The sequence below is a fragment of the Isoptericola sp. NPDC057653 genome (assembly GCF_042799955.1).
In the GTDB taxonomy this organism is placed as follows: domain Bacteria; phylum Actinomycetota; class Actinomycetes; order Actinomycetales; family Cellulomonadaceae; genus Isoptericola.
In genome coordinates, this window is sequence record NZ_JBHVHP010000001.1 from 689849 (window position 1) to 711500 (window position 21652).

Below are 21652 nucleotides of genomic sequence, written 5' to 3' on the forward strand. Positions count from 1 at the left end.
CCCGATGATGTGCGGGTGAGCGTCGTACGAACTCTTGTCGCAGGGGTGGCAGGAGCGGGACGGCTGACGCACAGTTGAGGGACGGTCCTGTCGCCCGTGTCACACGACGACACCGAGGTGTGACAGGATCCGAGCGCCTGAGCAGTGCCGATGGGGGAGGTTCGTCGTCGTGAGGTCTCCGAGGGACACCGACGAGGGGGCGCGCGCGGACACGGTGGGGACGCCGGTCCGTCGGCGCCTCCGGGTCGGTCGCCTGCTTGCCACGTCCACGACGACCTGCGTGCTCGCCGCCGCGTTCCTCGCGGCGCCCGTGGCCGGGCTGCCGTGGAACCCCGTCGCCGCCGACCAGGACGTGCCGACCGTCGACGCGGCGGGCGAGGGCGTCTCGGTGGGCGTGGTCGGCGCGTCGTCGGCCGACGGCCCGGCGACGGTCGAGGAGGTCCTCGGCGTCCTCGAGCGCGCGGAGCTCGCGTCGAAGGACGCCGGCCGGAGCGTGTCCCCGGAGGTCGAGCAGGCTGCCGCCGAGCTCGGCATGCTCCTCAGCACCTATCTGGCGCAGCAGCCGGCCGACGCGTCCGCCGCCACGCCCTTCGCCTCGCCCGGCGCCGAGACCCCGGCGCCCCTCGTGAGCGGCCCGCCCGCCGACCTGCCGGCCTCGGTGCCCGACGCCGCGGACACGATGACCGTCGCGAACCAGGTCTCGGGCGCACCCACCCGGGAGAAGGCCGACACCGACCCGGCGTCCGACCCGGCGTCCGCGTCCGACCCCGCGTCCGAGGCCGGGGGCGCCCCGGCGAAGGCCGGCGTCCTGCCCGGCCCGGGTGCCCCCGTGCAGGGCACCGCACCCGACGACGGGTCCGACGCCGCCGCCCCGCCCGCGGACGGCACGGCACCGGCGGACGGCGCGGAGGACGTGCCGTCGACGGAGCCGCAGCACGACGCGGAGGCGGTGACGTTCGACGACGTGGTCGTCGCGGCGACGCGGCTGGCGACGCTCCTCGACCCGTCGATGACGACCCTCACGGCCGGCATCCTGCCGGCGGGCGCGGCCGGCGCGGCCGGGACGGACGCCGCGCGGGCCACGCTGACGGCCAGCCTGCGCGAGATCGTGGATCGGTACGGCAAGAGCACGGCGGGCTACGCCAACGGGCGCATCCCGACGTCGGCGCTGTGCCCCCTCGACTTCGCCCCCGGGCACATGCTGCGCTGCGACGCGGCCGAGCAGCTCACGGCGCTCAGCGCCGAGTACGAGAAGGAGTTCGGGGTGCCCATCCCGATGACCGACTCGTACCGCACCTACGACTCGCAGGTGCGCCTCAAGGCGACCAAGGGGTACCTCGCGGCCACCCCGGGCTGGTCGAACCACGGCTGGGGCCTCGCCGTCGACCTGTCGACCCCGATCTCCTCCGGCACCACCGCGCAGTACGTGTGGATGCGGGTGCACGGGCCGGACTACGGCTGGGACAACCCGTCGTGGGCGCGGCTGGACGGCTCCAAGCCGGAACCGTGGCACTTCGAGTTCTTCGCCGCCGGGCCGATCCCGAACCGGGCCTGGAAGGCCGACGACGTCGGCGCGACCGGCGCCGCGCAGGACAAGGCCGCCCAGCACGGGCCGGGCAGCACCTCCGGCAAGGGCGACGACCGGGGCACGACGTCGAAGGGCGGCACGTCCGACGGGAAGAAGGCCGACGGGACGAAGGCCGACGGGACGAAGGCCGACGGGACGAAGGGCGGCGGCTCGAAGGACGGCGGCTCGAAGGACGGCGGCTCGTCGTCGAAGCCCGGGTCGACGCCGACGGACTCCGCGGAGGCGCCGATCAAGAAGCCGGGCGGCGGCACGCCGGACAAGGGCGACGGCGCGACCGCGCCGGCGAAGGTCACCGTGCCGGACGTCACCGGCCTGGACGTCGACGCCGCGAAGGCGAGGCTCCAGGGGCTCGGCCTGAAGGTCGGCACGACGACGAAGGCGAGCGACGCGCCCGCCGGCCAGGTCCTGCGGACCACGGGCGCGGGCACCAAGGTGACGAAGGGCTCGACCGTCGCCCTCGTGGTGTCGAGCGGCCCGGAGAAGGTCGCGGTGCCGGACGTCACCGGGAAGACGCTCGAGGACGCGACGGCCGAGCTCGAGGGGCTCGGGTTCACCGTGACGTCCACGACGAAGGCGGACCCCGAAGCCCCCGAGGGCCAGGTGCTCTCGACCGAGGGCGCGGGCACGAAGGTGGCGAAGGGCTCGGCCGTCGCGCTCGTGGTGTCGAGCGGGCCCGAGAAGACGCCGGAGTGCGGCGCCGACCTGGTCGCCGCGGGCGAGGCCGCCCTCGCCACGGAGACCACGGACGACGACACCGCGCTGGCGGACCTCCTCGGCTGCGAGCTCCCGGAGGACCAGCAGGGCGGCGCGCTCGCCCAGGCCCTCGCGGCGATCCGGGACGAGGAGTGACCGCTCCCGCGACGCCGCCCGACGCCCCGCGGGAGTCGTCCGGCGAGCGGCGCACGCGGGAGGCGCTGGAGGCGTCGGGGATCGAGTTCGAGATCGTGCGCCACGGCCCGGTGGGGTCGCTCGCGGAGGCGGCGGCCGCGCGGGGCATGGCCCCGTCGCAGGTGCTCAAGACCCTCGTGGTGCGGCGGGGCGACGACGACTTCCTGTTCGTCCTCGTGCCCGGCGACCGCACGATCGCGTGGCCCCGGCTGCGCGCGCTGCTCGGCGTGTCCCGGCTGTCCATGCCGGACCGCGAGGTGGCGCGCGAGGTCACCGGGTACGAGCGCGGCACGATCACGCCGTTCGGCTCGCTCACCGCGTGGCCCGTCGTCGCGGACTCGCGCGTCCCCGGGGCGGGCCGCGTGTCCGTCGGGGGCGGCGGGCACGGGGTGTCGGCCACGGTGGACGGCGCGGAGCTGGTGCGCGCCCTCGACGCCCGGGTCGCGGACGTGACGGACCTGGACGACGCTTGACCGGCGGGCCCCGCTCACGCGGGGCGGACCCGCCGAATTGAACGGACGCTGGACGAATCCGCCCGACCGGGGAACACTCGACGCGGGCCGTTCGCTGGACGAAGGGGACGCGGACGGCGTCCACAGCCGGTACGGCCCCACGCACGGGAGCATCACGACCACATGGACATCGACACCAGCAGCGACCCCGGACCGAGTTCGGGGATCACGTCCCGGACCACCGACGCCGCGACCGTCCTCACCCTGTGGGGCGAGGTCGACGCCGCGCTGCGCGAGTCGGCGAGCGACGCGATGGCGTCGCTGGCGGCCCGGGGCACCACGCAGCCCATCGTCCTGGACACCCGGGACGTCACGTTCATCGACTCCTCCGGGGTGGCCTTCATCCTGCAGGTGTACATGCTGGGCCAGGAGACGGGCACGCCCGTGAGCCTGTACCAGCCGTCGGAAGCCGTCGCCGAGGTGCTCGACATGGTCGGCATGGGCGGCCGCATCCCCCTGGCCGAGGCCGAGCCCGCCGGGCGGCCCGCCTGAGCGGGCCGGCGCCCGACTCCGGCGTCGTCCGGGCCGCGCGGCTCACCGCCACGGGCCTGCGCGGGCAGCACCTGCCCGACGCGCCCGCCGTCGTCGGCGCGCTCCTGGCCGTGCAGGGCCAGGAGCTGCAGCCGGCCCTATGGGGCGTGTCGCGGCGGGTCTCGCCGGACGCCCGCCCGGGGCGCGCGGCGACCAACGCGGCGCTCGCGGCGGGCGACCTGCTGCGCACCCACCTCCTGCGGCCCACGTGGCACCTGGTGCGGCCCGACGACGCGCGCTGGCTGCTGGAGCTCACGGCCCCGCGCATCGCGCGGCTCATGGCGTCGACGGAGCGGGCGTGGAAGCTCGGCGACCTCGGCCCCGGGATCGACGCCGTCGCGGCGGCCGTCGCCGACGGCCCGCGCACCCGCCCGCAGATCAGGGCGGAGCTCGTGGACCGCGGGGTGCTGGACCCGGGGGCGCCCGGCATCGCGTTCACGCAGATGCTCATGCACGCGGAGCTGCGGCGGCTCGTGATCAGCGGCCCGCCGCCGGAGGGGACGCCGCTGCAGCACCAGTCGTACGCGGCGTTCGACGACCGCGTCCCCGCCGGCTACGGGCCGCTGGGCGAGCGGTTCGACGCCGAGGCCGCCGTCGTCGAGCTGTGGCGCCGGTACCTGCCGGGGCGTGCGTTCGCGACCCTCGGCGACGTGCGGCACTGGAGCGGCCTCACGGCCGGAGACCTCAAGCCCGCCCTCGCCGCGCTCACCGACGCGGGCGAGGTGGTGCAGCTGCCCGGCGGCGGCGACCTCGAGGGGCTGACCCTGGCCGCCACGCCCGCCGCGGCCGAGGCCGGGCCCGCCGCCGCCGCGGACGGACCGCCGCCGGTCGACCTGCTGCAGGCCTACGACGAGCTGCTCATCTCCTACCGCGAGACCCGGCCCGTGGTGTTCGACCCGGCGCTGCAGCTCCCGGACCGCGCGGGCGCGTACGTGCACTGCGTGGCCGTGGACGGCGTCGTCGCCGCGCGGTGGCGCTGGCCCGCGCCGTCCGCCCGGGGTGGGAACAGGGGCGCGGACGTGGACGTGCAGTGGCTCCGCGACGCGGCACCGCGCGAGGTCGCGGCGCTGGACGTCGCCGTCGCCGACCTGGCCGCCTACCTGGACTGAGCACCGGGCCGGTCCCTGGACCGAGCCGCAGGTCAGCGCCGCGGGTGGCAGGGTGGACCCGTGCATAGCAACTGGGCCGGGAACCTCACCTACTCCGCGCGCTCCGTCGCGCGCCCCACGTCGCTGGAGGAGCTCGCCGACGTCCTTCTCGCCGGCGGGCCGGTGCGCGCGCTCGGGTCGCGGCACTCGTTCAACGACGTCGCGGACACCGACGGTGTCCACGTCCAGGTCGACGCGCTGGACGACGGCCGCCCGGCCGTGGAGCCGGTGACGCCCGACGACGGCGGCGCGGAGGGCGAGGTGGTGTCCGTGAACGCGGGCCTGCGCTACGGCGAGGTGTCGCGGGCGCTGCAGGCGACCGGCCGCGCGCTGGGCAACCTGGCCTCCCTGCCGCACATCTCCGTGGCGGGCGCGGTGGCCACCGCCACCCACGGGTCGGGCGACACGAACCAGTCGCTGGCGAGCGCCGTCGAGGGCCTCGAGATCATGACGCCGGGCGGCGAGCTGCGGCGCATCACGCGCGCCGACGACCCGGACGTCTTCCCCGGCACGGTGGTGTCGCTGGGGGCGCTGGGCGTCGTGACGCGGGTGGAGCTGCGCACGGTCCCGGCGTACGTCGTGCGGCAGGACGTCGCGGCCGACGTCCCGTGGGACACGTTCCTCGCGAGCCTCGACGCCCTCACCTCCGCCGCCTACTCGGTGAGCGCCTTCACGAGCTGGGACGAGCCGGCCGTGCGGCACGTGTGGTTCAAGTCCGTGGTCCGTGCGGACGCCCCGGAGGACGCCGCCGGCCGCCCGGTGGTGCGCGGCCTGGCGCCGGGCTTCCTGCGCTGGGAGGACCGGCCGGTGCACCCGCTGCCGGGCGTGGACCCCGCCGCGTGCACCCAGCAGCTCGGGGTGGCGGGCCCGTGGAACGAGAGGCTGAGCCACTTCCGGCTGGAGTTCACGCCGTCGGCGGGCGACGAGGTGCAGTCCGAGTACCTGCTGCCGCGCCGCAACGCGACCGCCGCGATCGAGGCCGTGCGGGCTCTCGGGCCGCGGATCGCGCCGCTGCTGCAGACCAGCGAGATCCGCACCGTGGCGGCCGACGACCTGTGGCTCAGCCCGTTCGACGAGCCCTCCGTGGGGCTGCACTTCACGTGGCTCCCGCGCGAGGACGAGGTGCGCGCCGTCCTGCCCGACGTCGAGGCCGCCCTCGTGCCGCTCGGGGCCCGGCCGCACTGGGGCAAGGTCAGTGCCCTCGACCCGCGGGACGTCGTGGCGCAGTTCCCCCGCTTCGACGACTTCCGCGCGCTCGCGCACCGCTTCGACCCCGAGGGTCGGCTGCACGGCGGCCTCGTGGGCCGCCTGCTCGCGGCCTGACCGGCCCGGCGCCCGCCCGGGCGCAGGTCCCGGTGCCTAGACTCGCGCGATGAGCCTTCTTGCTGCGGAGCGCGCGCTCCAGGCCGCCCAGCGTGCCGGCGACGTCGACGCGCTGGAGGCGCTGCTGCATCCCCGGTGCGTCGGCGCGGGCCCGGACGGGTCGGTGTTCTCCCGGGAGGACGACCTCGAGAGCTACCGCTCAGGCTTCCTGACGATCACCCGCCTGGCGGAGGAGTCGCTCGACGTCCAGGAGGACGCCGCGAGCGGGGTCACCCGGCTGGTCGCCGCCGTGGACGCGGTCCAGGGCGGCACCGCGGTGTCCGCGCGGCTGGTCTACACGCGCCTCTGGGTGCGGGCGGGCGAGGGGTGGCGGGTGCTGGCCGCCACGCTCGCACCAGCCGCCGACGCCGCCTAGTCCTCGTTGTTCTCGCGCACCTTCTCCACGCCCTCCTTGAGGAGGAAGAGCGGCAGGACGAAGGCCGCGAGCATGCCCGCCAGCCACACGATGACCGGGCCGACGATCCAGCCGGCGACGCCGCCGACGTCGAGCCCGTCGGTGAAGACCACCGCCACGATGAGCGCGACGAACGTCGAGAGCAGCCCGACGCCGCCGACGAGCGCGGGGGCGTTGTTGCGCGCCGCCTTCGTGAGGAACGGGGAGATGATCGCCTGCGCCACGGCGAAGATCACGATGGCGAGGATGAAGCCGAGCGGCTCCGACCAGTTGATGGAGAACGTCTTCAGGTCGAAGGCCGCGAAGATCCACGCGGCGACGAGGACACCCACCGTCGCCGCCAGCAGAAAGACGGCCGTGCGGAGCAGGAACCTGATCATCTTCGGAGCATATGGAGACGCTGGCCACACGGCACCTCGGGGGTTTGCCGGGGGGTATACCGAACGTGTAAGAGAGGAGAGAACTCCAGAGAGGTGATTGATGCAGCTGTTGCCGTCCGACACGGAAAAGCTCCTGCTGAGCGTCGCGGGCATGGTGGCCCGTGACCGCCGAGAGCGAGGGGTCCTCCTCAACCATCCGGAGGCCGTGTCGTTGTTGTCCTGCTGGGTGATCGAGCGCGCGCGGGAGGGCGCACGGGTCGCCGACCTGATGAACGACGGCCGCAGCGTGCTCGGCCGCGACGAGGTGATGGACGGGGTGCCCGAGATGATCCCCAACCTCCAGGTCGAGGCCACCTTCCCCGACGGCCGCAAGCTCGTCACGATCACGGAGCCGATCCAGTGATCCCCGGCGAGATCCGCACCCGCCCCGAGCCGCTCGAGCTGAACGCCGGCCGCGAGCGCCAGACCGTCGTGATCCTCAACGGCGGCGACCGGCCCATCCAGATCGGCTCCCACCTGCACCTGCCCGACGCGAACCCGGCGCTGCGCTTCGACCGCGAGGCCACCCGCGGGTTCCGCCTCGACGTCCCGGCCGGCACGTCGGTCCGCCTCGAGCCGGGCGTGAGCCGCACCGTGCAGCTCGTCGCGCTCGGCGGCCGCCGCTTCGTGCCCGGCCTGCAGATCCGCGACCTGTCGCGCGAGCCGGAGTCGGTGGAGCGCGAGCCGCGCCCCGTGGTGCCGTTCGGCACGCCCGGCGTGGACGTGCCCGAGCCGCAGAACGCGTCGGCCACGCCGATGCGCGTCGGCGAGGTCGACGCCCACGACGGCGACCCGTCCGACGTCGAGGCCGAGACCCGTGCGAAGGAGGGTGACCGGTGACCCAGATCGACCGGCGCGCGTACGCGCAGCTCTACGGCCCGACGACGGGCGACCAGGTGCGCCTCGCGGACACGGACCTGTGGATCGAGGTCGAGCAGGACCTCACCGCGGGCGGCGACGAGGCGACGTTCGGCGGCGGCAAGACCATCCGCGAGTCCATGGGCCAGGGCGTCACCCTGCGCTCCGAGGGCGCGCCGGACCTGGTGATCACCAACGTCGTGATCCTCGACCACTGGGGCATCGTGCGCGCCGACGTGGGCGTGCGGGACGGCCGCATCGCGGCGATCGGCAAGGCGGGCAACCCCGACGTCATGGACGGCGTGCACCCGGACCTGCGGATCGGCCCCGGCACGGACGTCGTCGCGGGGGAGGGCAAGATCCTCACCGCCGGCGCCGTGGACACCCACGTGCACTTCCTCAGCGAGATCGAGATGCGCGAGGCGCTCGTCACCGGCACGACGACGGTGGTGGGCGGCGGCACCGGCCCCACCGAGGGGTCCAAGGCCACCACGGTGACGCCGGGCGCCCGCTCGCTCGCGATGATGCACCGGGCCCTCGACGACCTCCCCCTCAACGTGCTGCTGTTCGGCAAGGGCAGCACCGTGTCGCAGGACGCGCTGGCGGAGGAGGCGCTCGCGGGCGCCGGCGGCTACAAGGTGCACGAGGACTGGGGCGCCACCCCGGCGGCGATCGACGCGGCGCTGCGCGCGGCCGACGAGTTCGGGCTCCAGGTGGCGCTGCACGCCGACAGCCTCAACGAGACCGGGTACGTGCAGCACACGCTCGAGGCGATCGGCGGGCGCGGCATCCACGTCTTCCACGCCGAGGGCGCGGGCGGCGGGCACGCCCCCGACATCATCGTCACGGCGGGGGAGCGCAACATCCTGCCGGCGTCGACCAACCCGACGCTCCCGTTCACCGTGAACACGGTGGACGAGCACCTCGACATGCTGCTGGTGGTGCACCACCTCAACCCGCGCGTGCCCGAGGACCTGGCCTTCGCCGAGTCCCGGATCCGCGCGTCGACGATGGCGGCCGAGGACATCCTGCAGGACATGGGCGCCCTGTCGATCACGTCGACCGACGCGCAGGCGATGGGCCGCATCGGCGAGCTGATCTGCCGTACCTGGCAGGTGGCGCACGTGATGAAGAACCGGTTCGGCCCGCTCGGCTCCAGCCTGCCGGCGGACAACGAGCGTGCCCGCCGGTACGTCGCGAAGTACACGATCTGCCCGGCCGTCGCGCACGGCATCGACCACGAGGTCGGCTCCGTCGAGGCCGGCAAGCTGGCCGACCTGGTGCTGTGGGACCCGGCGTTCTTCGGCATCCGCCCCGCCGCCGTCATCAAGGGCGGCGCGGTCGTCGCGGCCCCGCTCGGGGACCCGAACGGCGCCGTGCCCGCGCCCCAGCCGGTGTTCATGCGACCGGCCCTCGCGGCGCAGGCGTCGTCGGCGCCCGGCCTCGCGGTGACGTTCGTCGCCCAGGCGGCGCTCGACGACGGCCTCGAGGAGCGGCTGGGGCTGCGGCGCCGGCTGGAGGCGATCCGGCCCACCCGGCACGTCACCAAGGACGACATGCCGAACAACACGGCGCTGCCGCGCATCGACGTCGACCCGGAGACGTTCGCGATCAGCATCGACGGGGAGCCCGTGCGGGCCCAGCCCGTGGACGTGGTGCCGCTGGCCCAGCGGTACTCGATGTTCTAGATGACGAGCGCCGCCGCCCCCGCCGGGGCGGCCGGCCTCGGCGCGCTCCTGCTCGCCGACGGCCGGCTCCCGGTGGGCGGCCTCGTGTACTCGGCGGGCCTCGAGCCCGGCCTCGCGGACGGTATGACGCAGGCCGACGTGCCCCGGTACCTGCGCGCCCGGCTGCGCACGGTCGGGCTCGTGGACGCCGCCGCCTCGGTGCTCGCGCACCGCGCCGCGTCGGGACCCGCCGGGTTCGGGCTCGGCGACGTGCAGGAGGCGCTCGCGGCCCGGACCCCGAGCGCGCCCCTGCGCGACGTGCAGGGCGTGCTGGGCCGCGGACTGGCGCGCCTCGCCGACCGGCTGCGGCCCGACCACCCGGCGACGCTCGCGCTGCGCGTGCTGGGCCGGGCGCCGCTGCGGCCGGTCGCGCTCGGGTGCGTGGCCGCCGCCCTCGGCGTCGACGAGGAGGCGACCGCGCGGGCGAGTCTCTACGACGACGCGCAGGCCGTGGCGTCCGCGGCGCTCAAGCTCTCCCCGGGCGACCCGGCGGACGCGGCGGCCTGGGTGCTCGCCGCGGAGGCCGACGTCGCCGCCCTCGTGCGCGCCGCCGTCGCCGTCCCGCACCCCGACGACCTCCCGGCGACCACCGCCCCCCAGGCGGAGGGCTGGTCGCTGGCCCACCACCACCGAACCAGGAGAATCTTCGTTGCCTGAGAACCACAGCCACACCCGGCCTCGCGCCCTGCGCCTCGGCGTCGCCGGCCCCGTCGGCGTCGGCAAGTCCACGATCCTCGCCACGCTGTGCCGCGAGCTCGCGGACGAGCTGAGCATGGCCGTCGTCACCAACGACATCTACACGGACGAGGACGCGCGCTACCTGCGCTCCGCCGGCGTGCTGCCCGTCGAGCGCATCCACGCGGTCGAGACGGGCGCCTGCCCGCACACCGCCATCCGCGACGACGTCACGCCGAACCTGCTGGCCGTCGAGGACCTCGAGGAGCGGTTCGCGCCGCTGGACCTCGTCGTCGTCGAGAGCGGCGGCGACAACCTCACCGCCACCTTCAGCCCCGCGCTGGTGGACGCGCAGATCTTCGTGCTCGACGTCGCCGGCGGCGGCGACGTGGCCCGCAAGGGCGGCCCCGGCATCGAGCGCGCCGACCTGCTGGTCGTCAACAAGACCGACCTCGCCCCGTACGTCGGCGTCGACGCCGAGCAGATGGTCGCCGACGCGACCGCGGCCCGCGACGGCCGCCCCGTGCTGGCCCTCAGCCAGCGGGACCAGGACACCGTGACCCGCCTGGGCGACTGGGCGCGCGAGGTGCTGCGCAGCTTCCGCGCGGGCGACCACGTGGCGCAGGACCCGGGCCCGATGGCGCCGCACACGCACGCGGACGGCACCACGCACGCGCACGCGTGAGCACGTCGACCGGTGCCGCGCGGGTCACCGTCGAGCTCGTCGGCGGGCGGGCGCGCCTCGTCGAGCTCGTCGGCAGCGTGCACCTGCGCCCGCGGCCGGTGCTGGTCGACGGCCCGCTCGCCCGCGTGGCGCTGGTCGGCACGTTCGCCCTGCTCCTCGCGGGGGACGACGTGCGGGTCGAGCTGCGCGTGGGCGCGGGTGTCGTGCTCGAGCTCATCGAGCCGTCCGGCGTCGTCGCGTACGACGTGCGCGGCGGCGACGGCGCGTCCTGGGCCGTGCACGCCACGGTCGCCGAGGGCGGGGCGCTCGTGTGGAAGGGCGCGCCGTTCGTCGTGACCGCGGGCGCCGACGTCGAGCGCGGCACCGCCGTCGAGCTCGCCGCCGGCGCCCGGGCGATCATCAGCGAGACGCTGGTGCTCGGCCGGGCGGACGAGCCCGGCGGCGGCCCCCTGCGGTCCCGGTTCCGGGCCCGGCTCGACGGCCGACCGCTGCTCGTGGAGGACCTCGACCTGCGCGACCGGTGGCTCGCCTCCTCGCCCGGCGTCGTCGGCGCGCACCGCGTCGTGGCGTCCGTGCTGCTGCTCGGCGTGCGGCCCGACGCCGCCGACGGCGAGGGCGAGACCCTCCTCGCCGGCCGCGGCGCGCTCGGCCGCGTGCTCGCCCGGCACGCGCACGAGGCGGACGCCGTCGCCGACGCCACGTGGGCGCGGTGGCGGCCGCTCGTCACGGCCTAGGGTCCACGGGATCCGGCGGGCCCGCGGGTCCGCCCTCGACCGGTCAGCGGCCGCCCTTGTCCAGGTACTCCTGCCCGTCGTACAGCAGCCGGAGGGCGGCGATGCGGCCCTCCGCGATCGTGAAGAACTCCGCGAACGTGACCCGGCCGCCGGGCATGGTCGCCGCGTAGAGCACCGCGGACCCGGTGTCGTCGTGGACGTCGCGGGTCACCTCGATGTCCTGCACGGTCGCGACGAAGCCCGACACGCCGTGCAGGAAGCCCTCGGTCGAGTCGGGCCGGTGGCCCGCCAGAGGTCCGGTGAAGTCGAGGTGCGGCGAGAGCAGGTCGCGCAGCCGGGCCCCGCCCTCGTAGGCGCCGGGCCCGCCCTCGAGGATGCCGTAGTAGTCGCGGAGGACGGCGGGGGCGTGGGGGGAGAGCGTGACGGGCATCGGGTCATCACCTCGGAGCGCGACGGATGGTCCTTCATTACTCCCTGCAGGGCGCCGCGGCTGTCAAGGGAGGCGGGGATGAAGTCCTCGTGCCCGTGCGCGTCCGGCGGCTACAGGGCGAGCAGCGCGATGCCGGCGACGACGACGAGCGACCCGACGATCTTCACCGCCGGCCGGGGCTCCTTGAACAGCCACCACGCGAGCAGCGTGCCCACGACGATGCTCGACTCGCGGGCCGGCGCCACCAGCGCCACCGGGGACGTCTGCATCGCGACGAGCACGAGGATGTAGCCCAGCGGCGACAGCACCGCGACCAGCAGGATCTCGCGCAGGTGCCGGCGACCCATCCGTGCGGCCTCGGCGCGGCGGCCGCGGTCGCGCAGGATCGGCGCCAGCGTGAGCGACTGCCACACGGCGTTGCAGGCGAAGTAGGCCACCGGGTCGAGGGCGAGCGTCGTGACCGCGTGCCCGTCCCAGAGCGTGTACGCCGCGATCGCGGCGCCGGTGGCGACGCCCCAGCGCACGCCGGCGAGGCCCCGCGAGGCGTCCACCCCGGAGGCGCCCGAGCTCGCCACCACCGCCACGCCGGCGACGACCACCAGGCCGCCGACCACGTTGACCGCGTCCACGTGCTCGCCCAGCACGACCAGCGCCACGAACATCGTCAGCAGCGGACCCGTGCCGCGCGCCGTCGGGTAGACGACCCCCAGGTCGGCGCGCGCGTAGCCGGTGTTGAGGGCCACGCCGTAGAGGTTGTGCAGCACCCCGGAGACCGCGCCGGCGAGGACCAGCGCGCCCAGGTCGGGCCAGCCGTCGCGGGCCAGGACCACCAGGCCCACCGGCAGCCACAGCACCGCCGACGCCGTGCCGTACAGCCACACGAACACGCGCGAGTCGCCGTCCACCCGCTTCGCGGCCACGTTCCACACCGCGTGCAGCACCGCCGCTGCGAGGACGAGCGCCGTCGTGGTGGGGGTCACCGGCCCGACCGTACTCGCCGGGTGCCGCGGTGACGTAGCGATGCGTCGCCGTCCGCGTTCGGGACGACGACCTATCGCGACGTCGACGCTCCTGAGTCTCCGAGAGAGCTCTCTCGAGAGCGCCCTTTGGAGCGGCGCCGGCGGCGCTCCTAGCCTCACCGCATGTCCTCGCACCCCGACCGGCACCCCGACCAGCACACCGCCGACGCGCAGACCCTCCGCGCGCTCGGACACCCGGTCCGGCTCAAGCTCGTCGACGCGCTCCTGCCCGGCCCGCTCTCCGCGACGGAGGCGGGCGAGGCGATCGGCGAGACCGCCACCACCTGCTCGTTCCACCTGCGGCAGCTCGCGCGGTGCGGGCTGGTGGAGGAGCACGAGACCGGCCCGGGGCGGTGACGTCGCGATTCGTCGCCGTCAGCGCCTGGGACGACGACGGATCGCTACGTCACCGGGGCAGCTGCACCCGCTCGTCGGCGAGCGCGTCGACGAGCGGGTGGTCGTGGGAGACCAGCAGCACGCCGGCGCCGGCCGCCGTGAGGTCGCGCAGCACCTGCGCGACGGCGGCGGTGGTGGCGGCGTCGAGCATGGCCGTGGGCTCGTCGGCCACCAGGTAGCGCGGGGCGGCGAGCAGGGCGCGGGCGAGGCAGGCCCGCTGGAGCTGGCCGTCGGAGACCTGCGCCGGCAGCCGGGTCAGGAGGTCGGGGGTGAGGCCCACCCGCAGGGCAACCGCGACGACCCGCGCGCGCCCGTCGGGGGTGCCACGGTCGCGGCGCGGCAGCGGCTCGGCGACGATCGCGCCGAGGGTCAGCCGCGGGCTGGTGGCCGCACGGGGCGACTGGTGCAGCAGCCCCACCGCGCCGGTCATCCGGCCCCGCCGGGTGGGCACGGGCTCGCCGTCGACGACGACGGCGCCCTCCTGCGCCGGCTGCAGCCCGCACAGGATGCGCCCCAGCGACGACTTCCCCGCGCCCGACGGCCCGGTCAGCCCGACGATGCGCCCCGGCTCGACGGCGATGCTCACCCGGTCCAGCACCCGGCGGGCGTGCACGGGCGGCGCGGCGCCGGGGTACCAGCAGCTCACGCCGTCAGCGACGAGCGCCATCGGGCACCTCCGGAGTCAGGGCGGCGAGGGTCGACGGGGTCCGGGCGCGGAGCCGGTCGGCGAACGACGTGGCGGGGTCGAGGTCGGTCAGCTCCGGCGGGGTGCCGGGGATCGGCACCAGTCCGCGCGACGGCAGCGCCCCGAGCAGGGCGGCGGTGTAGTCGTGGCGCGGCGCGCGCAGCACGTCGTCGGCGGCGCCCTCCTCCACGACCCGGCCGGCGTACATGACGGCGAGCCGGTCGGCGACGGCCGTCGTCTCCAGCGCCTGCAGGTCGTGGGTGACCAGCAGGACGGCGGTGCCGGCGTCGGCCACGGCCCGCAGCAGGCGCAGTACCCGCGCCGTGAGCGCGGGGTCGAGGCCGGCGGTGGGCTCGTCGGCGAGGAGCACGTCAGGGTCGCCGGCGAGGGCCCCGGCGAGGCCGGCGCGCTGCGCCATCCCGCCGGAGAGCTCGTGCGGGTACAGGGCGGCGTCGGCCGGGTCGAGCCCGACGCGCGCCAGCAGCTCCGGCACGCCCGACGCCGCACCTCCCGCCCTCGGCGCGACCGCCGCGAGCGTCTCGGCGAGCTGCGCGCCGAGCGTCCGCACGGGGGTGAACGACGACGCCCCGGACTGCAGCGACAGCCCCACCACCCGGCCGCGCACGCGTCGCCAGCGTCGCTCGGGGGCGCCGAGCAGCTCGGCGCCCAGGACGCGGACCGAGCCGGTGGCGCGCGCGCCCGCCGGCAGCAGCCCGCACAGGCACGCGGCGAGCACGGACTTGCCGCAGCCGGCCTCGCCCACCAGCGCGGTGATCTCGCCCGCGCGCAGGTCGAGGTCGACGTCGGTCGCCGCGTGCACCCACCGGTCGCCGGCGGGCAGCCGGAGGGTCAGCCCGCGCACCCGGACGGCCGGAACGGCCGCCGTCGTCGCGCCGTCCCCTCGCTCACGCGCCATGGCCGGCCCCCTGCCACGCGCGGCCCAGCCCGGACACGGCGACGGTGGCGAGCACCAGGACGGCGGCGGGGAAGGCGAGGGTCCACCACGCGCCGGTGAGCACGTCGCCGCGCGCCACCTCCAGGAGGGTGCCGAGGCTCGCGCGGTCGGGCGGCAGGCCGAGGCCGAGGAAGCTCAGCGTGGCCTCGTGCCAGACGGCGTGCGGCACCAGCATCACCAGCGCGACGAGCGCCTGCGGGGTCGCGGCGGGCACCAGGTGCTCGCGGGCCACCTGGAGCCGCCCGGCGCCCGCGAGGTAGGCGGCGTCGACGTACGCCGACGACCGCACGGCGAGCATCTCGGCCCGCACGACGCGGGCCACCTGCGGCCAGTGCGTCACGGCGATCGACGCCATGACCGCCACGAGCGAGCCGGGGAAGAAGGCGACGACGACGATGCCGAGCAGCAGGTGCGGCAGCGCGTTGACGCCGTCGGTCACGCGCATCACGACGGCGTCGACCAGGCCGCCGCGGGAGGCGGCGAGCGCGCCCACGGCCACGCCCACGGCGACGGCGACGACGGCGCACCCGAGCGCGATCACCAGCGACACGCGCAGCCCGCGGGCCACCCAGGCGAACAGGTCGTGCCCGGAGTGGTCCGTGCCGAACGGGTGCGCGGGGCTCGGTGGCCGGAGCGTCGCGGCGAAGTCCACGGTCGTCGGGCCCGCGAGCAGCGGCACGACGACGGCATAGGCGACGAGGACGCCGAGCAGCACGGCGGGCGGCAGGAACCGACGGGCGTCACGCATCGACGGCCACCCGCGGGTCGAGCAGCAGCTGCGCGACGTCGGCCAGGTACGAGCCGACCAGGACGGCGGCCGTCGTCACGACCGTCAGCGCCGCGAGCAGCGCGAGGTCCAGGGCCCGCGCGGACGACACGACGGCCCCGGCGATCCCCGGCCAGCCGAAGACCTCCTCCACCAGCACCGCCCCGACGACCAGCTCGGGCACGCGCGCGCCCACGACCATCACCAGCGGGCCGAGCGAGACCGGCAGCACGTGCCGCGTCACGACCACGGACGGCGGCAGGCCGCGGGCGCGGGCGCCGCGGACGGCGTCGGAGGTGACGGCGCGGGCGGCGGCCGTCCGCACGCCGAGCAGCATCCAGGGCAGCATCGTGGCGGCCAGCACCGACGCGGGCAGCGCGAGGTGCGCGGCCACCCCCGCGACGGTGGGGAACGCGCCGGGCTCGGCGACCCCGGCCGCCGGCGCCACCGGCAGCATGACCGCGAGGACCAGCACCGCGCCGAGCGCGAGGACGAACGGCGGCACCGACTGCAGCAGGACGGCGAGGCCGGTCAGCGCGGCGTCGAGCCTCCCGCCCGGGCGCGTGCCGGCCAGCACGCCGAGCCCGACACCGAGCGCGAGGGCGACCACCAGGGCGGTCCCGGACAGCAGCAGCGTCCACCCGACCCGCTGGGCGAGCACCTCGGTGACGGGCATCGTGTCGACGCGCGACCAGCCCAGGTCGCCGTGCAGCAGGTCGCCCGCCCACCCCAGCCAGCCCTGCCACCACGGCGCGTCGAGGCCGAGGGTGGCGCTCAGCGCGGCCCGGTCGGCGGCCGACGTGTCCTGGTAGCGGGCGCCGAGGTACGCGGCGAGCGGGTCGAGCGGGGAGTGCTCGGCCAGCACGAACACCAGCGCGGAGACCACCAGCAGCACCGGCACGCCGAACGCCACGGCGCGCAGCGTCACGCGGCGCAGGTCGCGCGACCGCCGGGCGAGGACTCCGGCCCTCACTCGACGCTCACCGCCGCCAGCCGGCGACGTCCCACCACGGCCCCCAGGAGACGCCGTGGGCGTGCGGCTCCAGCACCAGCGGGCCGCGGTCCCAGCCGGGACCGTCGGCGCCGTCGTCGCGCGCCACGTACGTGTGCTCGACGAACGCGAGGAACACGTGCGTCGGGTGCTGCACGTACGCCTCCTGGACGGCCCGGTAGGCGGCGGTGCGCTCGTCGGCGTCGAGGTTGGCGCGGGCGCGGTCGAGCTGCGCGTCGACGCCGGGGATCTCGAGGTCGCCCGGGTTGTCGTACGGGGAGGTGTCCTTCGCGCGCGTGTGGAGGACGTCGAACAGCTGCGTGTCGAGGTCGTACGGGCGCTCGCCGCCGCCCAGCAGCACCGCGCCGTCGGTGAGGTGCTCGTCCGTCTCGGGCCAGTCGGCGCCGCGCAGCGTCACGTCGATCCCGACCGCGGCCATGTCCGCCGCGAACGCGGCCGCCATGTCGCGGCGCAGGCTGTCCGACGCGAGGTAGTAGAGCGGGAACGCGGCCCGCTCGCCGTCCTTGGCGCGGACGCCGTCCGCACCGGTGCGCCAGCCGGCGTCGTCGAGCAGGCGCTCGGCCCGGGCGCGGTCGAAGGGGAAGGTGGCGCCGGCGTCGAAGGCGTCGCCGTAGACGGCGCTGACCGGCGTCGCGGCGGGGCTGCCGTGCCCGGCGAGCACGCCGTCGACGATCGTGTCCCGGTCGACGGCGAGGTTCATGGCCTCGCGCGCGGCCGGGTCGCTCGTGAAGGGGTTGTCGGTGGGCAGCGAGACGCCGCGCCAGTCCGCCGTCCGCACCGACTGCACCCGCAGGCCCGGCCGGCCCTCGAACGACGCCGCCAGCACCGGCGGCAGCACCGTGCCGTCGACGTCGCCCGCCCGCACGCGCTGGGCGCGCGCGTTGTCGTCCGGCAGGTACAGGGTGACCAGCTCGGTGACCTGCGGGGCGCCGTCCCAGTAGTCCGGGTCGGCGGTGAACACCGCCTGGCCGGCGTCGAGCCGCGTCAGCCGGTACGGGCCGGTGCCCACGGGCTCGGTGTTGAGCGTCGAGTCGCGGGCGGGGCCGCCGTCGAGCCGCTCCGACGGCGCGATCCCCAGCGTGAGCCGCGACGGGAACGACGAGTACGGGTGCGTGAGCGTGAACCGCACGTGCCGGTCGTCGGTGGCCGTGACGTCCGCGATCATGCGGAACGCGCCCGCGACCTCCGACGCCGACGCCGGGTCGAGCACCGCCCGGTACGTCGCGACGACGTCGGCCGCGTCGAACGCGGTGCCGTCGGAGAACGTCACGCCCTCGCGCAGCGTCACGTCCCACACCGTGCTGCCCTGGGACGCGACGGGAGCCTCCGCCGCCAGCGCAGGCTCCAGCGCGGGCAGGCTGTCGTCGCCGTCCGACCGCGGGCGCAGCAGCCCGTCGTACAGCGGCGAGACGCCCAGCTCCCCGTACCCGTTCACCGGGTTGTAGCCGCCCAGCGGCTGCGCGTCGGCGAGCACCACCCGCGTCCCGTCGTCCACGTCCGCCGCCCCGCCCGTGCCCGCCGACGTCGCACAGCCCGACACGCAGACGGCGACGGCGAGGCCCACCACGGCGAACCGGGCGGGCGTGGCGAAGGACGACGGACGGGTGCGCGGCATGCATCACTCCTCGGCAGGCGGGACTGCGGCCGCGGACACCGCAGCCGAAAGGGGGGATGCACCCGCTCGACCTGCGACGTTGCGGTCCGGACCGCGCAGGAGGCGGGAGCCGGGGTGCGTTCCGAGTGTAAGGGCGCCCGACCGCGCCACCGGACGACGGGTGAAAGTTCCGCGGAACGGATGATCCGGGCCGACGAGGAAGTCGTCGCGGCCGTCGAGGGGGCTACCGTGTGGCCGCCGCGCAGGGCGCGCGACGTCGGTGGTCCGGAGGGCGCGGCACATGCTGGGAGTGATCGTCGAGGCGGTCGGTGAGCTGATCGGCGACGCCGTCGGCAGCGCGATCGCTGAGCCGTGGAACCGGCGCCGGAGGCGGCGGCTGCAGGCGCGCGGGCGGATCCATGCCGGGCTGCGGGTGGTCGAGGGGAGCCTGCCCGGCCTGTCGTCCCGCTGGACGCACGGCCGCTGGGAGGTCGATGCCGGCCGTCTCGCGCGGCACTCGACGCTCGTGCACGTCGTCCGGCTCGACGGCGCGCCGCGCACGCCGTCGTTCCGGGAGTCGTTCGCCGTCGACCCGGACTGCGCCGTCTTCCGCGGGGTGACGGGTCAGGGCGAGGTCGAGATCGCCGTCCTGCGCGACCAGGTCGACTGGTTCCTCGACCGGTTGGACATGGCGCGGGGCGAGCGGGCGACCGTCCGGTGAACCTGACCGAGATCGAGGCGTACCTGCGGTCGGCGACGGACGACCTCCCGGGTCTGGAGCGCCAGGTGACGACCCGCGACCACGAGGCCGTCGCCCGGCTCTGGCGGGTGGACGAGCCGGAGCGGTGGGCGCGGGTCAGGACGTCGGGCGACCACCTGTTCAGGCTGGACGTGGACGGCCGCTTCCTCCTGGTCATCCCGACCATGCAACCCGACGACGACGAGATCGCGGAGTCGCTGGACGAGCTCCTCGCGGTGGCGCACGCGTACCTGGACGGCAGGGTCGAGCGGCGCGGCCGGTGGTTCCCCACGCAGACGGTCACGACGCCCGCCGGGACGGAGCTTCTGCAGCGGGCGCTCACGACGAACCTACGAGCCCTGTTCCGCGGGGGCGGGCGGCGAACGCGCTGAGGCGGGGTGACCCTGGTCGAGAGGGCCGTACGACGCCTGGTCGCGCACTGATCACCAGGCGGTTTGGAGGATCATGCATAGGGCTGCATACTCATGCATAGACCCCCGCACGACCTTCGGAGCCCCACCATGCGCACCCGTCCCACCCTCGTGGCGACCGTCGTCACCTCGGCCGTCGCCGCCCTCGCCCTCACCGGCTGCACCACGGCCTCGCAGGACACCGGCGGTGCCGCCCCCTCGTCGGGCGCGTCGGCCTCGCCGGAGGCCTTCGACCTCTCCGGCATCGCGAAGGACGACGCGCTGGCGTCGTCCGTGCCGGAGGCCGTCGCCAAGGACGGCAAGCTCACGATCGGCTCCGAGCTGACGTACGCGCCGGTGGAGTTCGTGGCCGCGGACAACAAGACGCCGATCGGCATCGACATCGACATCGCGGGCGCGGTCGCCAAGACCCTGGGCCTGACGGCGGACGTCCAGTCCTCCACGTTCGACGCGATCATCCCGGCGATCGGCACCAAGTACGAGGCCGGCTTCTCCGCGTTCACGATCACGCCCGAGCGCCTCAAGACCGTCAACATGGTCAGCTACTTCAGCGCCGGCTCGCAGTACGCCGTCGCGAAGGGCAACCCGGAGAACGTCGACCCGGCCGACCTGTGCGGCCTGTCCGTCGGCGTCCAGACCGGCACCGTCCAGCAGGACGAGCTCGACGCCGCGTCGAAGGCGTGCACGGACGCCGGCAAGGACGCCATCGACGTCCTGCCCTACGACTCGCAGGCCGCCGTCGCGACCAACCTCGCGGGCGGCAAGCTGCAGGCCATGTACGCCGACTCGCCCATCACGGCGTACGCCGTGCAGCAGTCCGGCGGCGCGATCGAGGCACTGGGCGACGTGACCGACGCCGCGCCGTACGGCGTCGTCGTGGCCAAGGACGACACCCAGCTCGCCGAGGCGATCCAGGGCGCGCTGCAGAAGCTCATGGACGACGGCACGATCAAGGCGATCGCCGACTCGTGGGGCAGCGGCGACGCCGCCCTCGACAAGGCGGAGCTGAACCCGGCAGGCTGACGTCGTTTCTCGCTGGTCGGGCCTGGCGAGGCCATGATGGTCTCGCCAGGCTCGATCGCTGTCCCGGAGGTTTCCCATGAGCTCGCTGCCTGAGCCGATCCACGCCCGGCCGGTGCCACGCCCCGGTCGCTGGGTCTCCGCGGTGGTCGTCCTCGTCCTCGCCGCGATGGCGGTCAACGCCCTCGTCACCAACCCGAACTTCCGCTGGGACACCGTCTGGCTGTACCTGCGCGACGTCGTGGTCGTGCGCGGGGTGGGCTGGACGCTGGTCCTGACGTTCGGCTCGATGGCGATCGCGATCGTGCTCGCCGTCCTGCTCGCCATCATGCGGCGCAGCGACAACCCGGTCATGAAGTGGGTGGCCTGGTTCTGGATCTGGTTCTTCCGCGGCACCCCGATCTACACGCAGCTGGTGTTCTGGGGCCTCATCTCGGTGCTGTACCCGCGGCTCAGCCTCGGCATCCCGTTCGGCCCCGAGTTCTGGACGTTCACCACCAACGACGTCATCACCGCGTTCTGGGCCGCCCTCATCGGCCTGGCGCTCAACGAGTCGGCGTACCTCGCGGAGATCGTGCGCGCGGGCCTGTCGTCCGTCGACCCGGGGCAGGCCGAGGCGGCCCGCGCCCTGGGGATGAAGGACGGCAAGATCATGCGCCGCGTCGTGCTGCCGCAGGCGATGCGCGTCATCGTGCCGCCCACCGGCAACGAGACGATCTCCATGCTGAAGACGACGTCGCTCGTCATCGCGGTGCCGTTCACCCTCGAGCTCACGTACGCCACGAGCGCCATCGGCGCCCGCATCTACCAGCCCATCCCGCTGCTCATCGTGGCCGCGCTCTGGTACCTGCTGATCACGTCGGTCCTCATGGTCGGCCAGCACTACCTGGAGCGGCACTACGGCCGCGGGTTCGACGGCGACCGCGGTGGCCGTGGTGGCCGCGGCCCCCGCGGTGGCCGGCGCAAGCCCAGCAAGCAGGACCTCATCGGCGCGTCCGGCACCACCAAGGACGACCCCTTCCTGGAGGTGACCCCGTGAGCGACGCCACGACCCACCCTGCGA

The 21652-nt window shown here is 75.4% G+C and carries 25 protein-coding genes; 17 read left to right on the forward strand and 8 right to left on the reverse strand.

Annotation, left to right across the window (positions count from 1 at the left end; genetic code table 11):
* Positions 1-169: 169 nt before the first annotated feature.
* From ACFU9A_RS03075 to ACFU9A_RS03100, 6 genes are all read left to right on the forward strand, one after another.
* A complete protein-coding gene (locus ACFU9A_RS03075; RefSeq protein ID WP_430573791.1) occupies positions 170-2437 on the forward strand; it encodes a PASTA domain-containing protein in 2268 nt (755 codons plus the stop codon).
* On the forward strand, positions 2434-2949 hold the full coding sequence (locus ACFU9A_RS03080) for an aminoacyl-tRNA deacylase (RefSeq protein ID WP_430573792.1): 516 nt from the start codon (positions 2434-2436) through the stop codon (positions 2947-2949). Before ACFU9A_RS03075 ends, ACFU9A_RS03080 begins: the two co-directional genes overlap by 4 nt.
* Positions 2950-3111: 162 nt before the next feature.
* On the forward strand, positions 3112-3480 hold the full coding sequence (locus ACFU9A_RS03085; RefSeq protein WP_430573793.1) for an STAS domain-containing protein: 369 nt from the start codon (positions 3112-3114) through the stop codon (positions 3478-3480).
* A gap of 104 nt (positions 3481-3584) precedes the next feature.
* Positions 3585-4628, forward strand: coding sequence for a winged helix DNA-binding domain-containing protein (locus tag ACFU9A_RS03090; RefSeq protein ID WP_430575330.1), 1044 nt, complete (start codon positions 3585-3587; stop codon positions 4626-4628).
* Positions 4629-4688: 60 nt separating this feature from the next.
* Positions 4689-5990: an FAD-binding protein gene (locus ACFU9A_RS03095; RefSeq protein ID WP_430573794.1), complete on the forward strand. Its 1302-nt coding sequence runs from the start codon at positions 4689-4691 to the stop codon at positions 5988-5990.
* 49 nt (positions 5991-6039) lie between these two features.
* Positions 6040-6405, forward strand: a complete 366-nt coding sequence (locus tag ACFU9A_RS03100; RefSeq protein WP_430573795.1) for a nuclear transport factor 2 family protein — start codon at positions 6040-6042, stop codon at positions 6403-6405.
* Here ACFU9A_RS03100 and ACFU9A_RS03105 read toward each other — a convergent pair.
* Positions 6402-6824, reverse strand: a complete 423-nt coding sequence (locus ACFU9A_RS03105) for a hypothetical protein (protein ID WP_430573796.1) — start codon at positions 6822-6824, stop codon at positions 6402-6404. The genes ACFU9A_RS03100 and ACFU9A_RS03105 overlap by 4 nt on opposite strands.
* A 100-nt stretch (positions 6825-6924) precedes the next feature.
* Here ACFU9A_RS03105 and ACFU9A_RS03110 point away from each other — a divergent pair, with 100 nt between their 5' ends.
* The 6 genes from ACFU9A_RS03110 to ACFU9A_RS03135 are packed head-to-tail and all read left to right on the forward strand — an operon-like array spanning position 6925 to position 11542.
* On the forward strand, positions 6925-7227 hold the full coding sequence (locus ACFU9A_RS03110) for an urease subunit gamma (protein ID WP_430573797.1): 303 nt from the start codon (positions 6925-6927) through the stop codon (positions 7225-7227).
* Positions 7224-7703, forward strand: a complete 480-nt coding sequence (locus ACFU9A_RS03115) for an urease subunit beta (protein ID WP_430573798.1) — start codon at positions 7224-7226, stop codon at positions 7701-7703. The genes ACFU9A_RS03110 and ACFU9A_RS03115 overlap by 4 nt, the downstream gene beginning before the upstream one ends.
* Entirely contained in the window at positions 7700-9409 is a 1710-nt protein-coding gene (locus ACFU9A_RS03120; RefSeq protein WP_430573799.1) for an urease subunit alpha, read from the forward strand. Before ACFU9A_RS03115 ends, ACFU9A_RS03120 begins: the two co-directional genes overlap by 4 nt.
* A complete protein-coding gene (locus ACFU9A_RS03125; protein ID WP_430573800.1) occupies positions 9410-10105 on the forward strand; it encodes an urease accessory protein UreF in 696 nt (231 codons plus the stop codon). It begins immediately after the preceding gene.
* The gene (ureG, locus tag ACFU9A_RS03130; protein WP_430573801.1) at positions 10098-10808 is read left to right on the forward strand and encodes an urease accessory protein UreG; all 711 of its coding nucleotides are present in this window, start codon (positions 10098-10100) and stop codon (positions 10806-10808) included. The genes ACFU9A_RS03125 and ureG overlap by 8 nt, the downstream gene beginning before the upstream one ends.
* Positions 10805-11542 carry an urease accessory protein UreD gene (locus ACFU9A_RS03135; protein WP_430573802.1) on the forward strand — a complete coding sequence of 246 codons (738 nt, stop codon included), beginning with the start codon at positions 10805-10807 and terminating at the stop codon, positions 11540-11542. The genes ureG and ACFU9A_RS03135 overlap by 4 nt, the downstream gene beginning before the upstream one ends.
* 43 nt (positions 11543-11585) lie before the next feature.
* Here the strand turns inward: ACFU9A_RS03135 and ACFU9A_RS03140 are convergent, their stop codons facing one another.
* Positions 11586-11972 carry a hypothetical protein gene (locus ACFU9A_RS03140; RefSeq protein WP_430573803.1) on the reverse strand — a complete coding sequence of 129 codons (387 nt, stop codon included), beginning with the start codon at positions 11970-11972 and terminating at the stop codon, positions 11586-11588.
* Between the two features lie 110 nt (positions 11973-12082).
* The gene (locus tag ACFU9A_RS03145; RefSeq protein WP_430573804.1) at positions 12083-12952 is read right to left on the reverse strand and encodes an EamA family transporter; all 870 of its coding nucleotides are present in this window, start codon (positions 12950-12952) and stop codon (positions 12083-12085) included.
* Between the two features lie 162 nt (positions 12953-13114).
* Between ACFU9A_RS03145 and ACFU9A_RS03150 the strand changes: the two genes are divergently transcribed.
* A complete protein-coding gene (locus ACFU9A_RS03150; protein WP_430573805.1) occupies positions 13115-13348 on the forward strand; it encodes a winged helix-turn-helix domain-containing protein in 234 nt (77 codons plus the stop codon).
* Between the two features lie 49 nt (positions 13349-13397).
* On the opposite strand, the gene ACFU9A_RS03155 is transcribed toward ACFU9A_RS03150, so the two are convergent.
* The 5 genes from ACFU9A_RS03155 to ACFU9A_RS03175 are packed head-to-tail and all read right to left on the reverse strand — an operon-like array spanning position 13398 to position 18420.
* A complete protein-coding gene (locus tag ACFU9A_RS03155) occupies positions 13398-14054 on the reverse strand; it encodes an ATP-binding cassette domain-containing protein (RefSeq protein WP_430573806.1) in 657 nt (218 codons plus the stop codon).
* Positions 14038-14988 (reverse strand): ATP-binding cassette domain-containing protein, encoded by a 951-nt coding sequence (locus ACFU9A_RS03160; protein WP_430573807.1) that lies wholly within the window; start codon positions 14986-14988, stop codon positions 14038-14040. The genes ACFU9A_RS03155 and ACFU9A_RS03160 overlap by 17 nt, the downstream gene beginning before the upstream one ends.
* Complete coding sequence (locus ACFU9A_RS03165) at positions 14978-15775, reverse strand: ABC transporter permease (protein WP_430573808.1); 798 nt, start codon at positions 15773-15775, stop codon at positions 14978-14980. Before ACFU9A_RS03165 ends, ACFU9A_RS03160 begins: the two co-directional genes overlap by 11 nt.
* Positions 15768-16766, reverse strand: coding sequence for an ABC transporter permease (locus ACFU9A_RS03170; RefSeq protein WP_430573809.1), 999 nt, complete (start codon positions 16764-16766; stop codon positions 15768-15770). The genes ACFU9A_RS03165 and ACFU9A_RS03170 overlap by 8 nt, the downstream gene beginning before the upstream one ends.
* Positions 16767-16773: 7 nt before the next feature.
* Positions 16774-18420 (reverse strand): ABC transporter substrate-binding protein, encoded by a 1647-nt coding sequence (locus tag ACFU9A_RS03175; protein WP_430573810.1) that lies wholly within the window; start codon positions 18418-18420, stop codon positions 16774-16776.
* Between the two features lie 280 nt (positions 18421-18700).
* Between ACFU9A_RS03175 and ACFU9A_RS03180 the strand changes: the two genes are divergently transcribed.
* The 4 genes from ACFU9A_RS03180 to ACFU9A_RS03195 all read left to right on the forward strand — a co-directional run bounded on the left by ACFU9A_RS03180 (position 18701) and on the right by ACFU9A_RS03195 (position 21628).
* Positions 18701-19120, forward strand: coding sequence for a hypothetical protein (locus ACFU9A_RS03180; RefSeq protein WP_430573811.1), 420 nt, complete (start codon positions 18701-18703; stop codon positions 19118-19120).
* A complete protein-coding gene (locus ACFU9A_RS03185) occupies positions 19117-19530 on the forward strand; it encodes a hypothetical protein (RefSeq protein ID WP_430573812.1) in 414 nt (137 codons plus the stop codon). Before ACFU9A_RS03180 ends, ACFU9A_RS03185 begins: the two co-directional genes overlap by 4 nt.
* A 129-nt stretch (positions 19531-19659) precedes the next feature.
* On the forward strand, positions 19660-20592 hold the full coding sequence (locus ACFU9A_RS03190; protein WP_430573813.1) for an ABC transporter substrate-binding protein: 933 nt from the start codon (positions 19660-19662) through the stop codon (positions 20590-20592).
* 76 nt (positions 20593-20668) lie between these two features.
* A complete protein-coding gene (locus ACFU9A_RS03195; RefSeq protein ID WP_430573814.1) occupies positions 20669-21628 on the forward strand; it encodes an amino acid ABC transporter permease in 960 nt (319 codons plus the stop codon).
* Positions 21629-21652 lie beyond the last annotated feature (24 nt).

Coding starts and splice junctions, on each gene's coding strand:
- ACFU9A_RS03085 (WP_430573793.1), top strand. CDS start 3,112: ATGGACATCGACACCAGCAGCGACCCCGGACCGAGTTCGGGGATCACG.
- ACFU9A_RS03100 (WP_430573795.1), top strand. CDS start 6,040: ATGAGCCTTCTTGCTGCGGAGCGCGCGCTCCAGGCCGCCCAGCGTGCC.
- ACFU9A_RS03105 (WP_430573796.1), bottom strand. CDS start 6,824: ATGATCAGGTTCCTGCTCCGCACGGCCGTCTTTCTGCTGGCGGCGACG.
- ACFU9A_RS03110 (WP_430573797.1), top strand. CDS start 6,925: ATGCAGCTGTTGCCGTCCGACACGGAAAAGCTCCTGCTGAGCGTCGCG.
- ACFU9A_RS03125 (WP_430573800.1), top strand. CDS start 9,410: ATGACGAGCGCCGCCGCCCCCGCCGGGGCGGCCGGCCTCGGCGCGCTC.
- ACFU9A_RS03140 (WP_430573803.1), bottom strand. CDS start 11,972: ATGCCCGTCACGCTCTCCCCCCACGCCCCCGCCGTCCTCCGCGACTAC.
- ACFU9A_RS03150 (WP_430573805.1), top strand. CDS start 13,115: ATGTCCTCGCACCCCGACCGGCACCCCGACCAGCACACCGCCGACGCG.
- ACFU9A_RS03155 (WP_430573806.1), bottom strand. CDS start 14,054: ATGGCGCTCGTCGCTGACGGCGTGAGCTGCTGGTACCCCGGCGCCGCG.
- ACFU9A_RS03160 (WP_430573807.1), bottom strand. CDS start 14,988: ATGGCGCGTGAGCGAGGGGACGGCGCGACGACGGCGGCCGTTCCGGCC.
- ACFU9A_RS03165 (WP_430573808.1), bottom strand. CDS start 15,775: ATGCGTGACGCCCGTCGGTTCCTGCCGCCCGCCGTGCTGCTCGGCGTC.
- ACFU9A_RS03175 (WP_430573810.1), bottom strand. CDS start 18,420: ATGCCGCGCACCCGTCCGTCGTCCTTCGCCACGCCCGCCCGGTTCGCC.
- ACFU9A_RS03180 (WP_430573811.1), top strand. CDS start 18,701: ATGCTGGGAGTGATCGTCGAGGCGGTCGGTGAGCTGATCGGCGACGCC.
- ACFU9A_RS03190 (WP_430573813.1), top strand. CDS start 19,660: ATGCGCACCCGTCCCACCCTCGTGGCGACCGTCGTCACCTCGGCCGTC.
- ACFU9A_RS03195 (WP_430573814.1), top strand. CDS start 20,669: ATGAGCTCGCTGCCTGAGCCGATCCACGCCCGGCCGGTGCCACGCCCC.